This is a genomic window from Caballeronia novacaledonica, assembly GCF_900258035.1.
Taxonomy (GTDB): Bacteria; Pseudomonadota; Gammaproteobacteria; order Burkholderiales; family Burkholderiaceae; genus Caballeronia; species Caballeronia novacaledonica.
Window position 1 is genome coordinate 27838 of the sequence record NZ_OGTP01000021.1, and the last position, 14935, is coordinate 42772.

11 protein-coding genes are annotated in these 14935 nt (G+C 64.8%); 4 read left to right on the plus strand and 7 right to left on the minus strand.

The window, feature by feature from the left end; all coding sequences use genetic code 11:
• Positions 1-2: 2 nt before the first annotated feature.
• The 5 genes from NOV72_RS24395 to NOV72_RS24420 all read right to left on the minus strand — a co-directional run bounded on the left by NOV72_RS24395 (position 3) and on the right by NOV72_RS24420 (position 7253).
• Positions 3-3122 (minus strand): MdtB/MuxB family multidrug efflux RND transporter permease subunit, encoded by a 3120-nt coding sequence (locus tag NOV72_RS24395; protein ID WP_106857126.1) that lies wholly within the window; start codon positions 3120-3122, stop codon positions 3-5.
• A gap of 29 nt (positions 3123-3151) precedes the next feature.
• On the minus strand, positions 3152-4498 hold the full coding sequence (locus NOV72_RS24400) for an MdtA/MuxA family multidrug efflux RND transporter periplasmic adaptor subunit (RefSeq protein ID WP_106857127.1): 1347 nt from the start codon (positions 4496-4498) through the stop codon (positions 3152-3154).
• Between the two features lie 326 nt (positions 4499-4824).
• Positions 4825-5658 (minus strand): IclR family transcriptional regulator, encoded by an 834-nt coding sequence (locus tag NOV72_RS24405; protein ID WP_106857128.1) that lies wholly within the window; start codon positions 5656-5658, stop codon positions 4825-4827.
• Positions 5659-6170: 512 nt separating this feature from the next.
• A complete protein-coding gene (locus tag NOV72_RS24415) occupies positions 6171-6470 on the minus strand; it encodes a hypothetical protein (protein ID WP_146150040.1) in 300 nt (99 codons plus the stop codon).
• A 201-nt stretch (positions 6471-6671) separates the two neighbouring features.
• Positions 6672-7253: a DJ-1/PfpI family protein gene (locus NOV72_RS24420; protein WP_106857131.1), complete on the minus strand. Its 582-nt coding sequence runs from the start codon at positions 7251-7253 to the stop codon at positions 6672-6674.
• Between the two features lie 191 nt (positions 7254-7444).
• Here NOV72_RS24420 and NOV72_RS24425 point away from each other — a divergent pair, with 191 nt between their 5' ends.
• Both NOV72_RS24425 and NOV72_RS24430 read left to right on the plus strand, forming a co-directional pair.
• Positions 7445-7897, plus strand: coding sequence for a BCAL1086 family glycoprotein (locus tag NOV72_RS24425; protein ID WP_106857184.1), 453 nt, complete (start codon positions 7445-7447; stop codon positions 7895-7897).
• Between the two features lie 115 nt (positions 7898-8012).
• Positions 8013-10655, plus strand: a complete 2643-nt coding sequence (locus NOV72_RS24430) for a mechanosensitive ion channel family protein (protein WP_106857132.1) — start codon at positions 8013-8015, stop codon at positions 10653-10655.
• A gap of 7 nt (positions 10656-10662) precedes the next feature.
• On the opposite strand, the gene NOV72_RS24435 is transcribed toward NOV72_RS24430, so the two are convergent.
• Positions 10663-11232 carry a cysteine dioxygenase family protein gene (locus NOV72_RS24435; RefSeq protein WP_106857133.1) on the minus strand — a complete coding sequence of 190 codons (570 nt, stop codon included), beginning with the start codon at positions 11230-11232 and terminating at the stop codon, positions 10663-10665.
• Between the two features lie 127 nt (positions 11233-11359).
• On the opposite strand from NOV72_RS24435, the gene NOV72_RS24440 reads away from it, so the two are divergent.
• Both NOV72_RS24440 and NOV72_RS24445 read left to right on the plus strand, forming a co-directional pair.
• On the plus strand, positions 11360-11833 hold the full coding sequence (locus NOV72_RS24440) for an Lrp/AsnC family transcriptional regulator (RefSeq protein WP_106857134.1): 474 nt from the start codon (positions 11360-11362) through the stop codon (positions 11831-11833).
• 351 nt (positions 11834-12184) lie between these two features.
• A complete protein-coding gene (locus tag NOV72_RS24445) occupies positions 12185-12403 on the plus strand; it encodes a hypothetical protein (RefSeq protein WP_106857135.1) in 219 nt (72 codons plus the stop codon).
• Positions 12404-12416: 13 nt separating this feature from the next.
• Here the strand turns inward: NOV72_RS24445 and NOV72_RS24450 are convergent, their stop codons facing one another.
• Positions 12417-14930, minus strand: coding sequence for an FUSC family membrane protein (locus NOV72_RS24450; RefSeq protein ID WP_106857136.1), 2514 nt, complete (start codon positions 14928-14930; stop codon positions 12417-12419).
• Positions 14931-14935 lie beyond the last annotated feature (5 nt).

Below are 14935 nucleotides of genomic sequence, written 5' to 3' on the forward strand. Positions count from 1 at the left end.
GCTCAGCGTCCCTCACTGGCCGGCGCCGGGGGCGTGCCTCGGTGAAAACGCGCGCGCAGCCTGCGGGCGAGCGAATCGAAGCCTAGATAGATCACCGGCGTCGTGAAGAGCGTGAGCAATTGCGACACGATCAGACCGCCGACGATCGCAATGCCGAGCGGATGCCGCAACTCCGAGCCCGCGCCCCAGCCGAGCATGAGCGGCAACGCGCCGAGGAGCGCGGCCATCGTCGTCATGAGAATCGGGCGGAAGCGCAGCAGGCACGCCTGGAAGATCGCCTCGCGCGGCGGCTTGCCTTCCTCGCGTTCGGCTTCGAGCGCGAAGTCGATCATCATGATCGCGTTCTTCTTCACGATGCCGATCAGCAGCACGATACCGATGATGCCGATGATGTCGAGATCGTGCCCGGTGATCATCAGCGAGAGCAGCGCGCCGACGCCGGCGGACGGCAGCGTCGAAAGAATGGTGATCGGATGGATGAAGCTCTCGTACAGCACGCCGAGCACGATGTACATCGTCACGATGGCCGCGAGAATCAGGAACAGTTCGTTCGAGAGCGAAGCCTGGAACGCGAGCGCCGCGCCCTGGAAGCGGATCTGGAACGACGCGGGCAGGCCGATGTCCTCCTTCGCCTGTTCGATCGCCTTCACCGCTTCGCCGAGCGACGCGCCCTTGGCGAGATTGAAGGAGACGGTCGTCGCGGGGAACTGGCCCAAGTGCGTGACGAGCAGCGGCGCGGCGCGCTCGTGGAACTTCGCGATGGCCGAAAGCGGCACCTGCCCGTTGCTCGCGGTGGAGGAGGGCAGATAGATGCCGTTGAGCGTGTCGCTGTAGTGCGCGTCGCTCGGCTCGGCTTCGAGAATCACGCGGTACTGGTTCGACTGCGTGAAGATCGTCGAGATGATCCGCTGGCCGAACGCGTCATAAAGCGCGTTGTCGACGGTCGCGGGCGTGATGCCGAAGCGCGCGGCCGTCTCGCGGTCGATCTCGATGTACACCGACTGGCCGTTTTGCTGCAGGTCGGTGGCGACATCGGTGAGGATCGCCGTGTGTTGCAGGCGCTCGACGAGCTTCGGCACCCATTCCGCGAATTCGGACGGATTCGGGTCGGTCAGCATGAACTGATACTGCGTCGGGCTGACGGTCGAGTCGATGGTCAGATCCTGCACCGGCTGCATGTAGAGCTTGATGCCCGGAATGTCCGCGACTTCGCTCTGAATCGTGCGGATGATGTCGCTCGACGTGTTGCTGCGGTCGTCGCGCGGCTTCAGGTTGATGAGCATGCGCCCGCTGTTGAGCGTGATGTTCGTGCCGTCGACGCCGACGAACGACGTCAGGCTTTCCACGTCCGGGTTCTGCAGAATCTTCTGCGCGAGCGCCTGCTGCTGCTGGGCGACGGCCTGATACGACGCCGCCTGCGGCGCCTGCGTGATCGCCTGAATGACGCCCGTGTCCTGCGTCGGGAAGAAGCCCTTCGGAATATAAACGTACAGCACGGCCGTGAAAATGAGCGTGAGCACGAACACGAGCAGTGTCGCGCGCTGGCGCTCCAGCACCCATTCGAGCGCGACCGCATAACGCCCGATCACATAATCGATGAACTGATGCGCGCGCGCCTCGAAGCGCTTGCTTTCCTTCGGCGGCGTGTGGCGCAGGAGCTTCGCGCACATCATCGGCACGAGCGTGAGCGAGACGATCGCCGAAATGACGATGGTCACCGCGAGCGTGATCGCGAATTCGTGGAATAGGCGGCCGACCACGTCGCCCATGAAGAGCAGCGGAATCAGCACGGCGATGAGCGAAACCGTCAGCGAGATGATGGTGAAGCCGATCTGCTTCGATCCCTTCAACGCGGCTTCGAGCGGCGGTTCGCCTTCTTCGACATAGCGCGCGATGTTCTCGATCATGACGATGGCGTCGTCGACGACGAAGCCTGTCGCGATGGTCAGCGCCATCAGCGAGAGGTTGTCGAGCGAGAAACCGCACAGATACATGATCGCGAGCGTGCCGACGAGCGAGAGCGGCACGGACAAGCTGGGGATGATCGTCGCGTAGACGTTCGCGAGGAAGAGGTAGATCACCAGCACGACCAGCACGACGGAGAGCGCGAGCTCGAACTGCACGTCGCGAACCGATGCGCGGATGGTCGTGGTGCGGTCCGTGACGACGCGCACGTCGAGCGCCGCCGGCAGCGCCTGCTGCAACTGCGGCAGGATTTTCTTGATGCCGTCCACGACCGCGATCACGTTCGCGCCCGGCTGGCGCTGCACGTTCAGGATGATCGCGGGTGTGGCATCGACCCACGCGCCGAGCTTCGTGTTCTCCGGCCCCTGCACGATGGTCGCGACGTCCGTCAGCATGATCGGGCGGCCGTTGCGATAGGCGACCACCGCGCTCTTGTAGGCGTCGGCGTCGGTGAGCTGGTCGTTCGCGTTGATCGTGTAGGCGCGCGTCGGGCCGTCGAAGTTGCCCTTCGGCGTGTTGACGTTGAGATTCGAAATCGTCGTGCGCAGGTCGTCGATGTTGAGCCCGTACGATGCGAGCGCGCGCGTGTTCGCCCGGATGCGCACGGCGGGGCGATTGCCGCCGCTCACCGACACGAGGCCCACGCCCGCCACCTGCGAGATTTTCTGCGCGAGGCGCGTGTCGGAGAGATCCTGGACCTGCGTGAGCGGCAGGGTCTTCGAGCTCACCGCGAGCGTCATGATCGGCGCGTCGGCGGGATTCACCTTCGCGTAGATCGGCGGCGCGGGCAGGTCGGACGGCAGCAGGTTGCCCGCCGCGTTGATCGCCGCCTGCACTTCCTGCTCGGCGATATCGAGCGGCAAGTCGAGGCTGAACTGCAGCGTGATGACCGATGCGCCCGCCGAGCTTTGCGACGACATCTGGTTCAGGCTCGCCATCTGCCCGAACTGCTTTTCGAGCGGCGCGGTGACGCTCGATGTCATCACGTCCGGCGACGCGCCCGGATAGAACGTCTGGACCTGGATCGTCGGATAGTCGACGGCGGGCAGCGCCGAGAGCGGCAAAAAGCGCAGCGCGACGAGGCCGACCAGCATGATCGCCGCCATCAGGAGCGCCGTGCCGACCGGACGCAGGATAAAAATGCGAGATGGGTTCATGCCGGATTCGTTGCTTTATGCGTGAGCGCTCACTGCGATTGCTGCTGCCGGCGATGTCCGCCGCGATGCGCGCCGGAAGCGCCCGATGCCGCAGCCGCGCCGGACGCGCCCGAGGCCGCTTGCGCTTTTTCGGCCGGAATCGTGATCTTCGCGCCTTCCTTCAGGCGGTCGGAGCCGTCGATCACCACGCGCTCGCCCACTTGCAGCCCGGACTTGATGCTCGTGCGTTCGCCATCGACCGGGCCGGTCTTCACGTTGCGCACCGTGACGGTGTTGTCCGGCTTCACGACATAGACGAACGAACCGGACGAGCCGTTCAGCACCGCCGAGGTGGGCACGATGGTCGCGTTCCTGATGACATCGACGAGCAGCTTCGTGTTCACGAACTGATTCGGGAAGAGCATGCTCTCCTTGTTGTCGAAGGTGGCGCGCAGCTTCACGGTGCCGGTGGTGGTGTCGATCTGGTTGTCGACGGTTTCGAGGTAGCCCGCTTCGAGCGACGTGGTGTTCGCGCGGTCGTACGCCGTCACGGACATCTTCGTGCCCGCGTGCAGCGGCTTGAGAATGGCGGCGAGGTTGTCTTCGGAAGTTGTGAAGATCACGCTGATCGGCTGCAACTGCGTGATGACCACGACGCCGTTGGTGTCGCCCGTGGTCACGTAGTTGCCCGGATCGACCTGACGCAAGCCCACACGCCCCGACACCGGCGCGGTGATGCGCGCGTAGGTCAGATCGAGCTTGTAGGTATCGACGTTCGCCTGATCCGACTTCACCGCGCCTTCGTACTGCTTCACGAGCGACGCTTGAGTATCGACCTGCTGCTTCGCGATGGAGTCCTGCGACAGCAGCGTCTGATAGCGCTGCAAGTCCAGACGCGCGGTCTGCAGCAACGCCTGGTCTTTCGCGAGCGCGCCTTGCGCGTTGCGCAGCGAGATTTCGTAGGGACGCGGATCGATCTGCGCGAGGACGTCGCCCTTCTTGACCATCTGGCCTTCCTTGAACGCGACGTCAACGAGCGTGCCGTTCAACTGCGTCTTGACCGTGACGTTCGCGAGCGGCGTGACGGTGCCGAGCGAATTGATGACGACGGGCATTTCGCCTTGCGTGACGGTCGCCACGTGCACCGGCTGCGGCTGGCTCGCCGCGCCCTGCGCGCCACGCCGCCCGCCCTGACGCGCTTCGGGCTGGCCGCTCGCGCCGCCGCCGCTGCCGCGATTCCATGGATGCCACCACGCGACCGCGCCGGCGACGATCAGGATCGCGACGATGAGCGGCACGATACGGCGCCGCCGCGGCGCGGATTCGATGGCGGCGGGCGTCGGAGGCGTCGGAGGCTTCGGGCGCGGCTGCGCGGGAGGATTCTTTTGGTCGTCCATCGGTTCGGTGGCTGGGTCTTTCAAATCTGTACGGAGCGCGGACGGGCGGCGGTCACGGTTCGGACGCGCAAGGCGATGCGCCGCGCGCATGAACCGTGACCGAAGCGGAGGCCGTGAAAATCGCGGGGCCGTCGAAAGCGGCGGGAAAGCCTGCCTGTCGAGTCAGGCCGGGAATCCGGCGCGGCCCCGGTGCGCGCGAAGCATGATGCTACGTCTCGCACCGGGGGCCGTCTACCGGCCATTCTTTCTGTTGATTACGACTGTTACACGCGCGCCGACGCGAGCTTTCGACGGGGCTTCGCTCGCGCGCCGTGCAGTCGCGTAGTCTAACCGGCGGCGCGTATGGCGTTCGTCGCGCGCGTGCCGCCGATCTCGCGCGTGATCTGCTCGATGCAATCGAGCAGGGCCGGCGCGACTTCGCCGATCAGTACGTCGTGCGGGCATTGATGCGCGGCCCCGCCGCAGTTGACCGAATAACGCTCCTCCGACGGCCCGACGAATCCCGCCGCGACCGCGTTCAGCCCCTGATGCCATTCGCCGACGGAAATCGCGAAGCCGAGGCGCAACGCATCGTCGAGGCCGCGCTGCAAGCCGCCCGCGATGGCCGGCCAGTCGTCGCCCGATGCGGTCTGCAGGCTGCCGATGAGCGCATGTCGGTCCGGCTCCGACAAGACCGCGAGATACGCGCGGCCGACCGCCGTGCGGCAGAGGTCCATCCTGCCGCCGACTTCGAGCCGCGAGACGAGCACGGCGGAGCGCGGCCGGATGGCATCGATTACAACCATCTCCAGACGATCGCGCACGGCGAGGTGAACGGACAAGCCGGTGCGTTCCGCGAGCCGGATGAGGAACGGGCGCGCCCGTGCGCGAATATCGAAGTTGCGCAAGAATCCGTTGCTCAGTTCGAGAACCGATGCCGTCAGCACGAAACGTTCGCTGTCGGGCAACCGGAGCAGCAGCCCGACACCGACGAGCGTCGCGGTGATGCGCGAGATCGTGGGCTTGGGGATGCCGGTCCAGTCGGTCAGTTCGCGATTGCTCACGGGCGCGTCCGCGGCGGCGATCCGGCGCAATACGTCGAGCCCGCGCGCGAGCGCCGTGACTTCCTCGCCGTCCTTTTCCCGGGCGCGTTCCCGGCCCGGCGACCGATCATTTTGCATAGGCATTTGTTTTGTGAAACATTGTTTTATTTGATGGCGGCCGCAATTCTACAGCGCTGCATCGCGAAACTTGCAAACGATGCAAACCTTCACGATAAGCTGTATTCACGATGAAACTTTTCTGGCAATCATCGTGCCTTGAACGGAACTTGGGCAGTTGCCCAAACCGTGAAGTTTTGCTTGACTTAGGCAGTGATCCCGGAAAAAATGGAACCGAATTTCGAAACCGAAGGTGATGTGCGCGTCGGCGCTTTCCGCTCAAGGCTCGAAATACAGGCTCTCAGGTTCTAGCACGGCCCTCGGAATGGCTAGAACTTTTAAGGCGCTACGGAAACGTAGCGCCTTTTTTTTCGTACTCACGTTCGCCAAAGCGCTCTGGCGCGAATATACCTGAAGGGCATGGGCCACCGTGCGCGGCCGCTGAAGGGAATACCGGGAGGGGAGGAGGTCGGCGGTGGAGATCTTCACCGCCCGATGCAGAACGCGGCGCACAGGGCGCCGCGTCGAGGGAATCAGTACATGTTGTTGAATACGCGAGGCTGCTTGAGCAGGCGCTTGCCGCGCACAATCCAGTAGATGCTCGCACACACCAGCAGAAGCGCGACGGACAGCACCACGAGCGGCGAAATGCGCTCCGGCGCGGGTGGGCTCGTCGCGATGAACAACGCCGTCAGAAACGCCACGCCCGCCTGATAGAACGAGCGGCTGGCGAGATTGCGGCGCATGCGCGGCGTGGTGAAGGGGGAATTGGGAGCGCGAGTGAACGGCTCGAACAGCACCAGACCGGCGACGAGGGCGACGGCGAAATTCATGAAAAGCATGATGCGAGACTGAGTGGAGGCGGGACGTCGCGAATATATGTCACCTGGGTACGCCGCCAAAAGCAGAGGTCTCTTAAATGTAGAGGGAAAATTCTATTTCCCGTGATTTGCTGCGCCGCGCTCGGCGGCGGTTCCGGAAATGACCGGCGAGGCCAGTCGCCCGCCAGTCAGGTTCCCCTATGATGCAAGGTTTCAGAGTTCGATTCGCGTGCCGAGCAGCGCGAGAAATTGCCGGATCCACGCCGGATGCGCGGGCCACGCCGGCGCGGTGACGAAGTTCGCATCGGTGACGGCGTCGTCCACGGCGATGTTCGCGAAGGTCGCGCCGGCGAGCCGCACTTCCGGCGCGCATGCCGGATAAGCGGAAATGCGCCGCCCCTCGATCACACCCGCCGCCGCGAGCACCTGCGCGCCGTGGCAGACGGCGGCGATCGGCTTGTTCGACCGCGCGAAATGGCGCACGAGTTCGAGCACGCGATCGTCGAGACGCAGATATTCCGGCGCGCGTCCGCCCGCGATCGCGAGGGCGTCGTAACGGCCGGGATCGACATCGTCGAAGCTTGCGTTGAGCGTGAAGCGATGGCCGGGCTTTTCCGTGTACGTCTGATCGCCCTCGAAGTCGTGGATCGCCGTCTTCACGTACTCGCCGCGCTTCTTGCCCGGGCACACCGCATCGACCGTATGGCCGACCGCCTGAAGCGCCTGGAACGGGACCATCGTTTCATAGTCCTCGGCGAAATCGCCGGTGAGGAAAAGAATCTTCTTCGCTGCCATCGCTGGACCTCGTCAGGGAATGAGTTGTCGGACGCACCGTGCCGCGCGCAAAGCGGGCGGCGCAGACCAGTCTACTATTCATGTCGCGCTTCTCATGTGACACGCCGGTGCCGCATTCGGGAGCGGCGTGGCACCGGCAGCGTATGATGTGCGCGGGTTTTGAGATCACGAATCAGGCGGAAGGCAACACCATGCAAATGACTCCCATGAGCCGTATCGCCGTGGCGCTCGCGGCGCTCGGCGTGCTGGCCGCGTGCGAGAAGCACGACGCGACCGCCGGACAGGCAGCGGGCGCATTGAACAATCTCGCGAGCCAGACGAGCCAGAAGTTCGATCAGGCGGCGAGCTATGTCGGCCAGAAGGTCGATGCGGCGAAGCAGTCGGCGCAACAGAACATCGATAGTGCCGGATCGATGCCCGACGTGTCGGCGAGCAGCGTGGCCGCAACGGCGCGCTCGAATTTCGACAACGCCGCGAGCGCGACGAACGCCGCCATCAACAATGCCGCGAGCGCGACGGGCGCCGGCCTGCAATCGGCGGGACGCAAGCTGCAGGAATGGTCCGCGACGAGCAGCGGCGCGTCGAGTCCGCAGGCGAGCCCGGCAGCCGACGGCAGCGGCACCCGCACGGAGATGGACAAGTAGCGCGCATTCGTCTGAAAAATCGGCGCAAATCAACTTAACATTCGGTTACGTCGCCGTTGGGCGGCGTTCGTGTCTCAGCCGCTAAACTGGCGGTCTTTCAGAAATCGAGACCGTTATGAAGTCACGCAAGCTCGCGCGCGTGCGCGCGGCGGCGTCTGTCGCGATGTCCTGGATGGCGGCGCTCGCGTTTTCCGGCGTCGCGCTCAAGCGTCACCTGTCTTCGGTGCTTGCCGTGTTCGTCGCGTCGATCGCGCTCGCGGCGCCTGCCGCCCAGGCGGGGCCCGCGCTCACGCTGCCAACCTTTCAGGAACTGATCACGCCGGCCGCGCCTGCATCGGCGCCGGATGCAGCGTCCGCGCCCCCTCTGTCCGATGCCGACATGGCGCGCTCGCTCGACAACATCATCTCGACGCTCGACAGCGACAAGCAGCGCGCCGCGCTCGTCGCGCAGTTGAAGCATCTGCGCGACGCGAAACGCGCCGCCGACGCCACGGTTCCCGCCTCCGGCGCAACGGCGGCTTCCGCAGCGGCGGACGCGTCGGCGAGCGGCACGAGCGCGGCGGCCGCGACGCCGACATCCGGCTCGACGACATCGTCGGTGGTGGCGACCATGGCGCAGAACGCGGGCCTGCTCGGCGCGATCGCGTCGGCGCTCACGAATATCGAAGCCGACGTGAAGCGCGGCAAGACGCCGATCGCCTATTGGATCGGACGCTTCAACGCGGCCGGCAACGAGCTTTTCACGATCGTCACGAGCCAGAGCCGCGAGGCCTTCGGCCGCACGCTCTTCAATTACTTCGCGACGCTCGCGGGCTGGGGCGCGTGCGCGATGACGCTCGTCTATCTGCAACGCCGCGTGCGGGGGCGATATGGCATCGACAACGGCCTGCACTCGAATCCGACGACGCGCGAACTGCTGCTCTTCACGCTGCGCCGCGTGGCGCCGTATCTCTTCGCGTTTCTCGCGGCGCTGACGTTCACGCACTACATGCCGCTGTCGCTCGGACGCACGCTCGCGATGGTCACCGCCTACGCGATCGTCGCGGGCGCGGTGTTCTCGGCGATCTGTCTCATCATGTTCTCGCTGTTCGGCTCGGCGCACCGGCGCGTCGCGGTGAACCTGCTGATCCTGCGCGCGCGGCGGCTGCTGTTCCTGATCGGCACGCTCGGCGCGCTCGGCGATGCCGCCGCCAATTACGACGTCGCCCAGCAGCTCGGCACCAATCTCGCGGGCCTCATCTCGACCTGCGCGAACATGGGCGCGGCGGGCCTCACCGCGTATTTCGCGCTCGCGTTCCAGCGGCCCGTCGCGCATCTGATCCGCAGCCGGAGCTACGAGCAGCGCAACACGCGCAAGGCCGCGACCGAGACCTTCGAAGTGGTCGCGTCGCTGTGGCAACTGCCGCTGCTGCTGCTCGCGTCGGCTTCGGTGGTGGCGACGCTGATGGGCATCGGCACGTCGGAAAACGTGTTGCAGATGGCGATCGCGACCGCGGGCCTGCTCGTCGTCGCGTTCTTTCTCTCCGCGATCATCGTGCGCATCACGCGGCCCAAGTCGAGAAAGCCGCGCCGGCAATCGGCGTATGTGCGCAGGCTCGTCAAGTTCGTCGGCACGATGATCGTGGTCGGCGTATGGCTCGTGTTCCTCGAACTGTCGTCGCGCTTCTGGGGCTTTTCGCTCGCCCACATGGCCGAGGAGAGCGTCGCCGCGCGCGGCATCACGCACGCGGTCGCGATGATCGTGCTGACGTTCTTCGTCGTCTGGCTGATCTGGATTCTCATCGACACCGGCATTCAGGAAGCGCTCAGGCCGGACGCGGCGCGGCGCGGCGGGCGCGGCCCGAGCATGCGCGCGCGCACGATGCTGCCGCTCGTGCGCAACGTCGTGTTCGTGTTCCTGCTGACGGTCGCGGCGATCGTCACCGCGGCGAATCTCGGTCTCAACGTGACGCCGCTGCTCGCGGGCGCGGGCGTGATCGGGCTGGCGGTCGGTTTCGGCGCGCAGTCGCTCGTCGCGGATCTGATCACGGGGCTTTTCATCATCATCGAGGACACGATTTCGGTCGGCGATTCGATCGAGGTCGAGGGCGGGCACGCGGGCATCGTCGAAAGCCTGACGATTCGCACCGTGCGCCTGCGCGACGGTCAGGGCGCGATCCACGCCATTCCGTTCTCGCAGATCAAGACGGTGAAGAATCTGTCGCGCGATTTCGCGTATGCCGTGTTCGAGGTGCGCGTGCCGTTTTCTGCCGATGTCGATGAAGTCACGCAGATGATTCGCGAAGTCGGCGCCGACATGCTGTCCGATTTCCGCTATCGGCTGGAAATGCTCGGTCCGGTGGAAGTGTGGGGACTGGACCGTTTCGATCCGAACTGGATGGTCGTGAAAGGGCAGATCAAGACGCGGCCGCTGCAGCAGTGGAGCGTCGCGCGGGCGTTCAATCTGCGCATCAAGCGCAAGATGGACGAAGCCGGCATGGAGATTCCCGTGCCGCAGATGCACGTGCAGATGACGCGCGACGCGATGCTCGGCGCCGACGCCGCCGAAGGGCGCGACCGCGCGCGGCGCATCTGGACGGGCGAGGCGCCGCCGCCCGTGGAAGAGGAGGAAGTCGCGGCCGGGCCGGGACTTCCACGCGAGGCGAAGGTCGCGGCGCGCGACGTGTCGCACGAGCCGCAGCCCGCGCCCCCGCCGACCGATCAATCCGTGCCGATTCCGCCGCAGATTCCGACGGCGTCCGAGCCCGGAAAAGGCTGAGCTTTCTTCAGGCCGCCAGCAGATCGTTGACGTGTGTGGCGATCTGCTCGCCCGCGACGCCGTAGACATGCAGCGAGACGGCGCGCGCGGCGGCATCGGCGGAAAGGCCGAGCCGATGAATCGCACCGCGTCCCGCGTCCACATACGACACCGCGCCCGGCGGACGTGGATGACGCCGCGTTTCGATCGCGCGATGCTCGTCCGTATCCCAGCGATACAGCGTTTCTTCGAGCGTGCCTTCGATCACCGCATAGCCGCACCACGTTTGATGACCATGCACCGGGCTCGCCTGTCCCGGCGCCCAGACGAGCGCGGCGATCGCGTAGCGGTTGAGCGGGTCGGCGGCGAGCAAATGGCGGCAATAGTTCTGCGGATTGCTCACGCGCTGATCGGGACGCAGCACGCCCGGATCGGCGATGGCCCGTTGCAGCGCGAGTCGCACGCGCTGTCCGAAGGACGCGTTCGAACCCGCTTCGGCGGCTGCGAAAGCGGCATCGAGTTCGCGGCACAGTTGGTCGAGCGCCGCAGAAGCCGGGGGAAAGGGCCGCGCCAGGCGGCTGACATGTTCGAGTTGCATGGTGGATGAGCCGTCTTTTGGTTATTGCCAGTTCCACTCATTTATACCGGCTTGCCTCCAGAATTAGTTTCCATATAATTTCGCTCGAACATCAAGAAATAGAATAATTTCCTATTAGGGGTGCAGCATGGGAATGGACCTCATCGACCGCAAACTGCTCGAATTGCTGCAGAACGACGTGACAATGCCCATCGCGGAACTCGCGCAGCGCGTGAATCTGTCGCAGACGCCTTGCTGGAAGCGCGTGCAGCGCCTGAAGGAGACGGGCGTGATCCGGGCGCAGGTGGCGCTGTGCGATCCGAAGAAACTCGGTGTCGGCACGACGGTTTTCGTCGCGGTGCGCACGAATCAGCACACGCAGACGTGGGCGGAGGATTTCACGCGCGCGGTCCGCGATATTCCGGAAGTGGTCGAGGTATACCGGATGAGCGGCGAGACGGACTATCTGCTGCGCGTCGTGGTGTCCGATATCGACGACTACGACCGCGTGTACAAGCAACTCATTCGCGCGGTGCCTTTGTACGACGTGAGTTCGAGTTTCGCGATGGAGCAGATCAAGTATTCGACGGCGCTGCCGGTCAGGCCGACGCTCGAGCCTTGAGTGTTCGCGAGCAGACAAGCTTAGGACGGTTAAGCGATGCCCGACCGGTAACAACAAAAACCGCCCGGGAGGGCGGCTCAACACGTCCGGTCACTAGGTATCCCGGCACCTGCCCTCGCCGGGATCGGACGCGCATGGAATCGCAATGAGTATCGGCGGCCGGAGAGAGCCTTTCAAGCGGCGCGGTGCAGCAGAGAATTTCGCCATCGACTTGCAGGTTCGGAAACGACGCGAGCCGAAGTGCCGCGAACCGTATCGGCCGTTACGGAATCGGTTTGACCCGCAACCCAACTGAAAACGAACGCGAGTACCATGTCGGGTCTTTCCCGAAACGTCGCCACGAACCTTTTCATGACCCACGACTCCCGCGATCCTCGCCGCCCGGACGGTAAGCCGAAGAACCCGACGCGCGCCGTCAGCGTGTTCATCGTTGTCGTGGTGCTGCTCGTGATCGGCACGATTCTCTTCAACGCGATTCGCGAAAAGCGCGAGTTCGATCAGCAAAACGCGCAGCCGTCCGCCGCGAGCGACGTACGTCCCGCGGTGCCCGCGATAGGCGCATCGCAGTAACTTCAAGCGGCGGTCACGCCGGCAGACGAATCTGCGCCGCGTCCTTGCCGATGAGCGATGAAGCCGTCAGCATCTGCTTGCATTGATGCGCGAGCAGCTTGAGGTCGTGCAGCGCATCGGCGGACAGCGATTGCGCGCGCTCGGCATCGACGACCATCTTGTCCAGATCGCGCCGCAGTTCCTTGAGCGCGTCCGCTTGCGCGGGCGGCGCGTCGGGCTTGGGTTCGGCGGGCAGTTCGCCGACGGCGTCGGCGAGGTTGTCGCGCACGACGCCGAACGTGCGCTGCACCGGTTCGAACGGCTGGCCGCCCGCCTCATTGAGCGACTGTAAAAGCGGCGCGGCGGCGGTGATCTGCGAAGCGAGCACATGGCTTTGCACGAGCAGATCGTTCAATTCGGCGACGTAACGCTGTTGCGCCTTCGGTTCGAGCATCATGCGCTGGAACGCCTGCGCGAGATTGGCGAACGCGATGTGCACGTTCTTGCGCGCGAGCCGATAGCGGAAGTCGCGGTCGAGCGCGGTGGCGGCGACCGTCGCCGCGGCGGACGCGCCCTTGCTCGCCGTGGCCGCCGTGCTTTCCCCGATACTGACCGACGACAATCTCTGCGCCGTGGCGCTCGCGGCTTTCACCGCGGAATCGGCGACGACTGCCGGATCGAGCGGCGGCGTGGCGGCGGTCGCCTCGTTAGCCGCGACCAGCGACGACGACGCCACCGCGCCCGCATTGGCATCGGCGAACACCGCGCGATCGACCGGTGTTTCCGCCGCCGGCGAAGTCGCCGCGCGCGCTTTTTCCGCCGGCGTGACCGGCTTCGCGCGCCACCACCAGCTCGCTTCCAGATAATTGCGCGTAGCGGCGAGCAGATCCTTCACGAGCTTGCCCATCAACCGGTATTCCCAATACGGGAAGAGATGGCTCGCCGCGATGGCGATCGCGCAGCCGACCACGGTGTCGATCGCGCGCTCGCCGATCAGCCGCAAGCTGCCCGGCGCGAGCAGATGGAACATCAGCAGCACATACGACGAGGTGAACACCACGCTCGCCGCGTAGTTGAAGAGCAGAAGGCTATAGCTCATGACCATCGACGCGAACATCACGACGAGCAGAATATGCGGCTCCTTCACGACGAGAATCAGCGCGATGGTCACCGCGCAGCCGATCGCCGTGCCGATGATCCGCTGCGTGTTGCGCTGCTTCGTGAGCGAGTAGCCGGGCTTCAGGATGATCACCGTGGTCATCACGATCCAGTACGCGTTCGTGAGCGGCAACAGGCGCCCGAGCCAGAAGCCGATGCCCACCGCGATCGTCACGCGCAGCGCGTGCCGGAAGCTCGGCGAGGCCATCGTGAGATTCGAGAAGATCTGCATGAGCGGCACGCGCCGGCTCGAAATGAACCGCGACAGCGCGTGATCGATCTGCACTTCGTTTTCGTTTGCGCTCGCGTCGTCGCGCGTGCGGCGGCGCATCTTGTCGATGAGCCGCGTCGCGCTCCAGAGACGCCGGAAGACTGCCGCCGCCGCCGCGTATGCTTCGGGATTTTTCTCCGGCAGGCCGTGCTTGCGCATCAGTTCGAGTTCGTACTCGATTGCGCGCAATTCGGCCTTCATGCTGATCTGCCGCCCGGCCGGATGGTTCTGCAGCACGGCGAGGCCGATTTCCTCGAGATCGGCGCTCGCCTTGCGCATCAGATCGCGATAAAAAATGAGCACGTCCGAGCCCGCGAAAGTTTTTCTGACGAGCGGATAGTCCGTATGCGCGCCGACGAAGAACTCGTGCAGATCCACCACGTTGATGAAAAGATTGAAAAGCCGTGCGCGCCGCGCGTCGAGCTTGCCGCTCTTCACTTTCGGCAGGTTGCGCAGCACGATGTCGCGCGCCGCCTCCTGCCGCTCGACGGTCGCAATCTGCTTTTCGATGAGCACGCGGTAGCACTCGTCGAGATCGGCGTCGCCGTCGTAGAACTCGGCGCGGGCCAGCAAGTACTCCGCGCAACTGAAAATGCTTTCGGCGAGCGCCTGCTGCTCGATGCGATACACGAGCAGATGGCTCACGAGCGTCGCCCAGTACGTGTACCAGAGGCCGCCCAGCAGAATCCACGAAGCGTTGACGAGCGCCTGCATCGGCGTGAAATGCTCTTCGAGCGTGACGACCATCATGAAGAGCGTCGCGAAGCTGATCTGCGGCCAGCGATTGCCATACACGACGATCAGCGACAGCACGAACGTCAACGGCACGATGGTCAGCCAGAGCGTGAGCGGATGCGCGGTCGCGATGCCTGTCGCGAGCGCCGCGAAAAAGCCGATCAACGTGCAGGCGAGCATCTCGTTGTGCTTGTGCCGGAGCGGGCCGGGCATGTCGACGACGCACGCCCCGAGCGCGCCGGTTGCGATCGTGAAACCAAGCTCGCGATTATGAAAGACGATGAGCATCAGGACGGCGGGCAGCGACACGCCCAAAGCGATGCGCAAGCCGCCGAAGAAATACTGGCTGTAGATGAATTTCCTGATTTCGAACGAATAGCGCATCGACT

Bases quoted from the DNA above. Each gene is read 5' to 3' on its own strand.
- NOV72_RS24445 (WP_106857135.1), top strand. From the start codon at position 12,185: ATGACCCACGACTCCCGCGATCCTCGCCGCCCGGACGGTAAGCCGAAG.
- NOV72_RS24400 (WP_106857127.1), bottom strand. From the start codon at position 4,498: ATGGACGACCAAAAGAATCCTCCCGCGCAGCCGCGCCCGAAGCCTCCG.
- NOV72_RS24405 (WP_106857128.1), bottom strand. From the start codon at position 5,658: ATGCAAAATGATCGGTCGCCGGGCCGGGAACGCGCCCGGGAAAAGGAC.
- NOV72_RS24450 (WP_106857136.1), bottom strand. From the start codon at position 14,930: ATGCGCTATTCGTTCGAAATCAGGAAATTCATCTACAGCCAGTATTTC.
- NOV72_RS24425 (WP_106857184.1), top strand. From the start codon at position 7,445: ATGCAAATGACTCCCATGAGCCGTATCGCCGTGGCGCTCGCGGCGCTC.
- NOV72_RS24430 (WP_106857132.1), top strand. From the start codon at position 8,013: ATGAAGTCACGCAAGCTCGCGCGCGTGCGCGCGGCGGCGTCTGTCGCG.
- NOV72_RS24420 (WP_106857131.1), bottom strand. From the start codon at position 7,253: ATGGCAGCGAAGAAGATTCTTTTCCTCACCGGCGATTTCGCCGAGGAC.
- NOV72_RS24415 (WP_146150040.1), bottom strand. From the start codon at position 6,470: ATGAATTTCGCCGTCGCCCTCGTCGCCGGTCTGGTGCTGTTCGAGCCG.
- NOV72_RS24435 (WP_106857133.1), bottom strand. From the start codon at position 11,232: ATGCAACTCGAACATGTCAGCCGCCTGGCGCGGCCCTTTCCCCCGGCT.
- NOV72_RS24440 (WP_106857134.1), top strand. From the start codon at position 11,360: ATGGGAATGGACCTCATCGACCGCAAACTGCTCGAATTGCTGCAGAAC.
- NOV72_RS24395 (WP_106857126.1), bottom strand. From the start codon at position 3,122: ATGAACCCATCTCGCATTTTTATCCTGCGTCCGGTCGGCACGGCGCTC.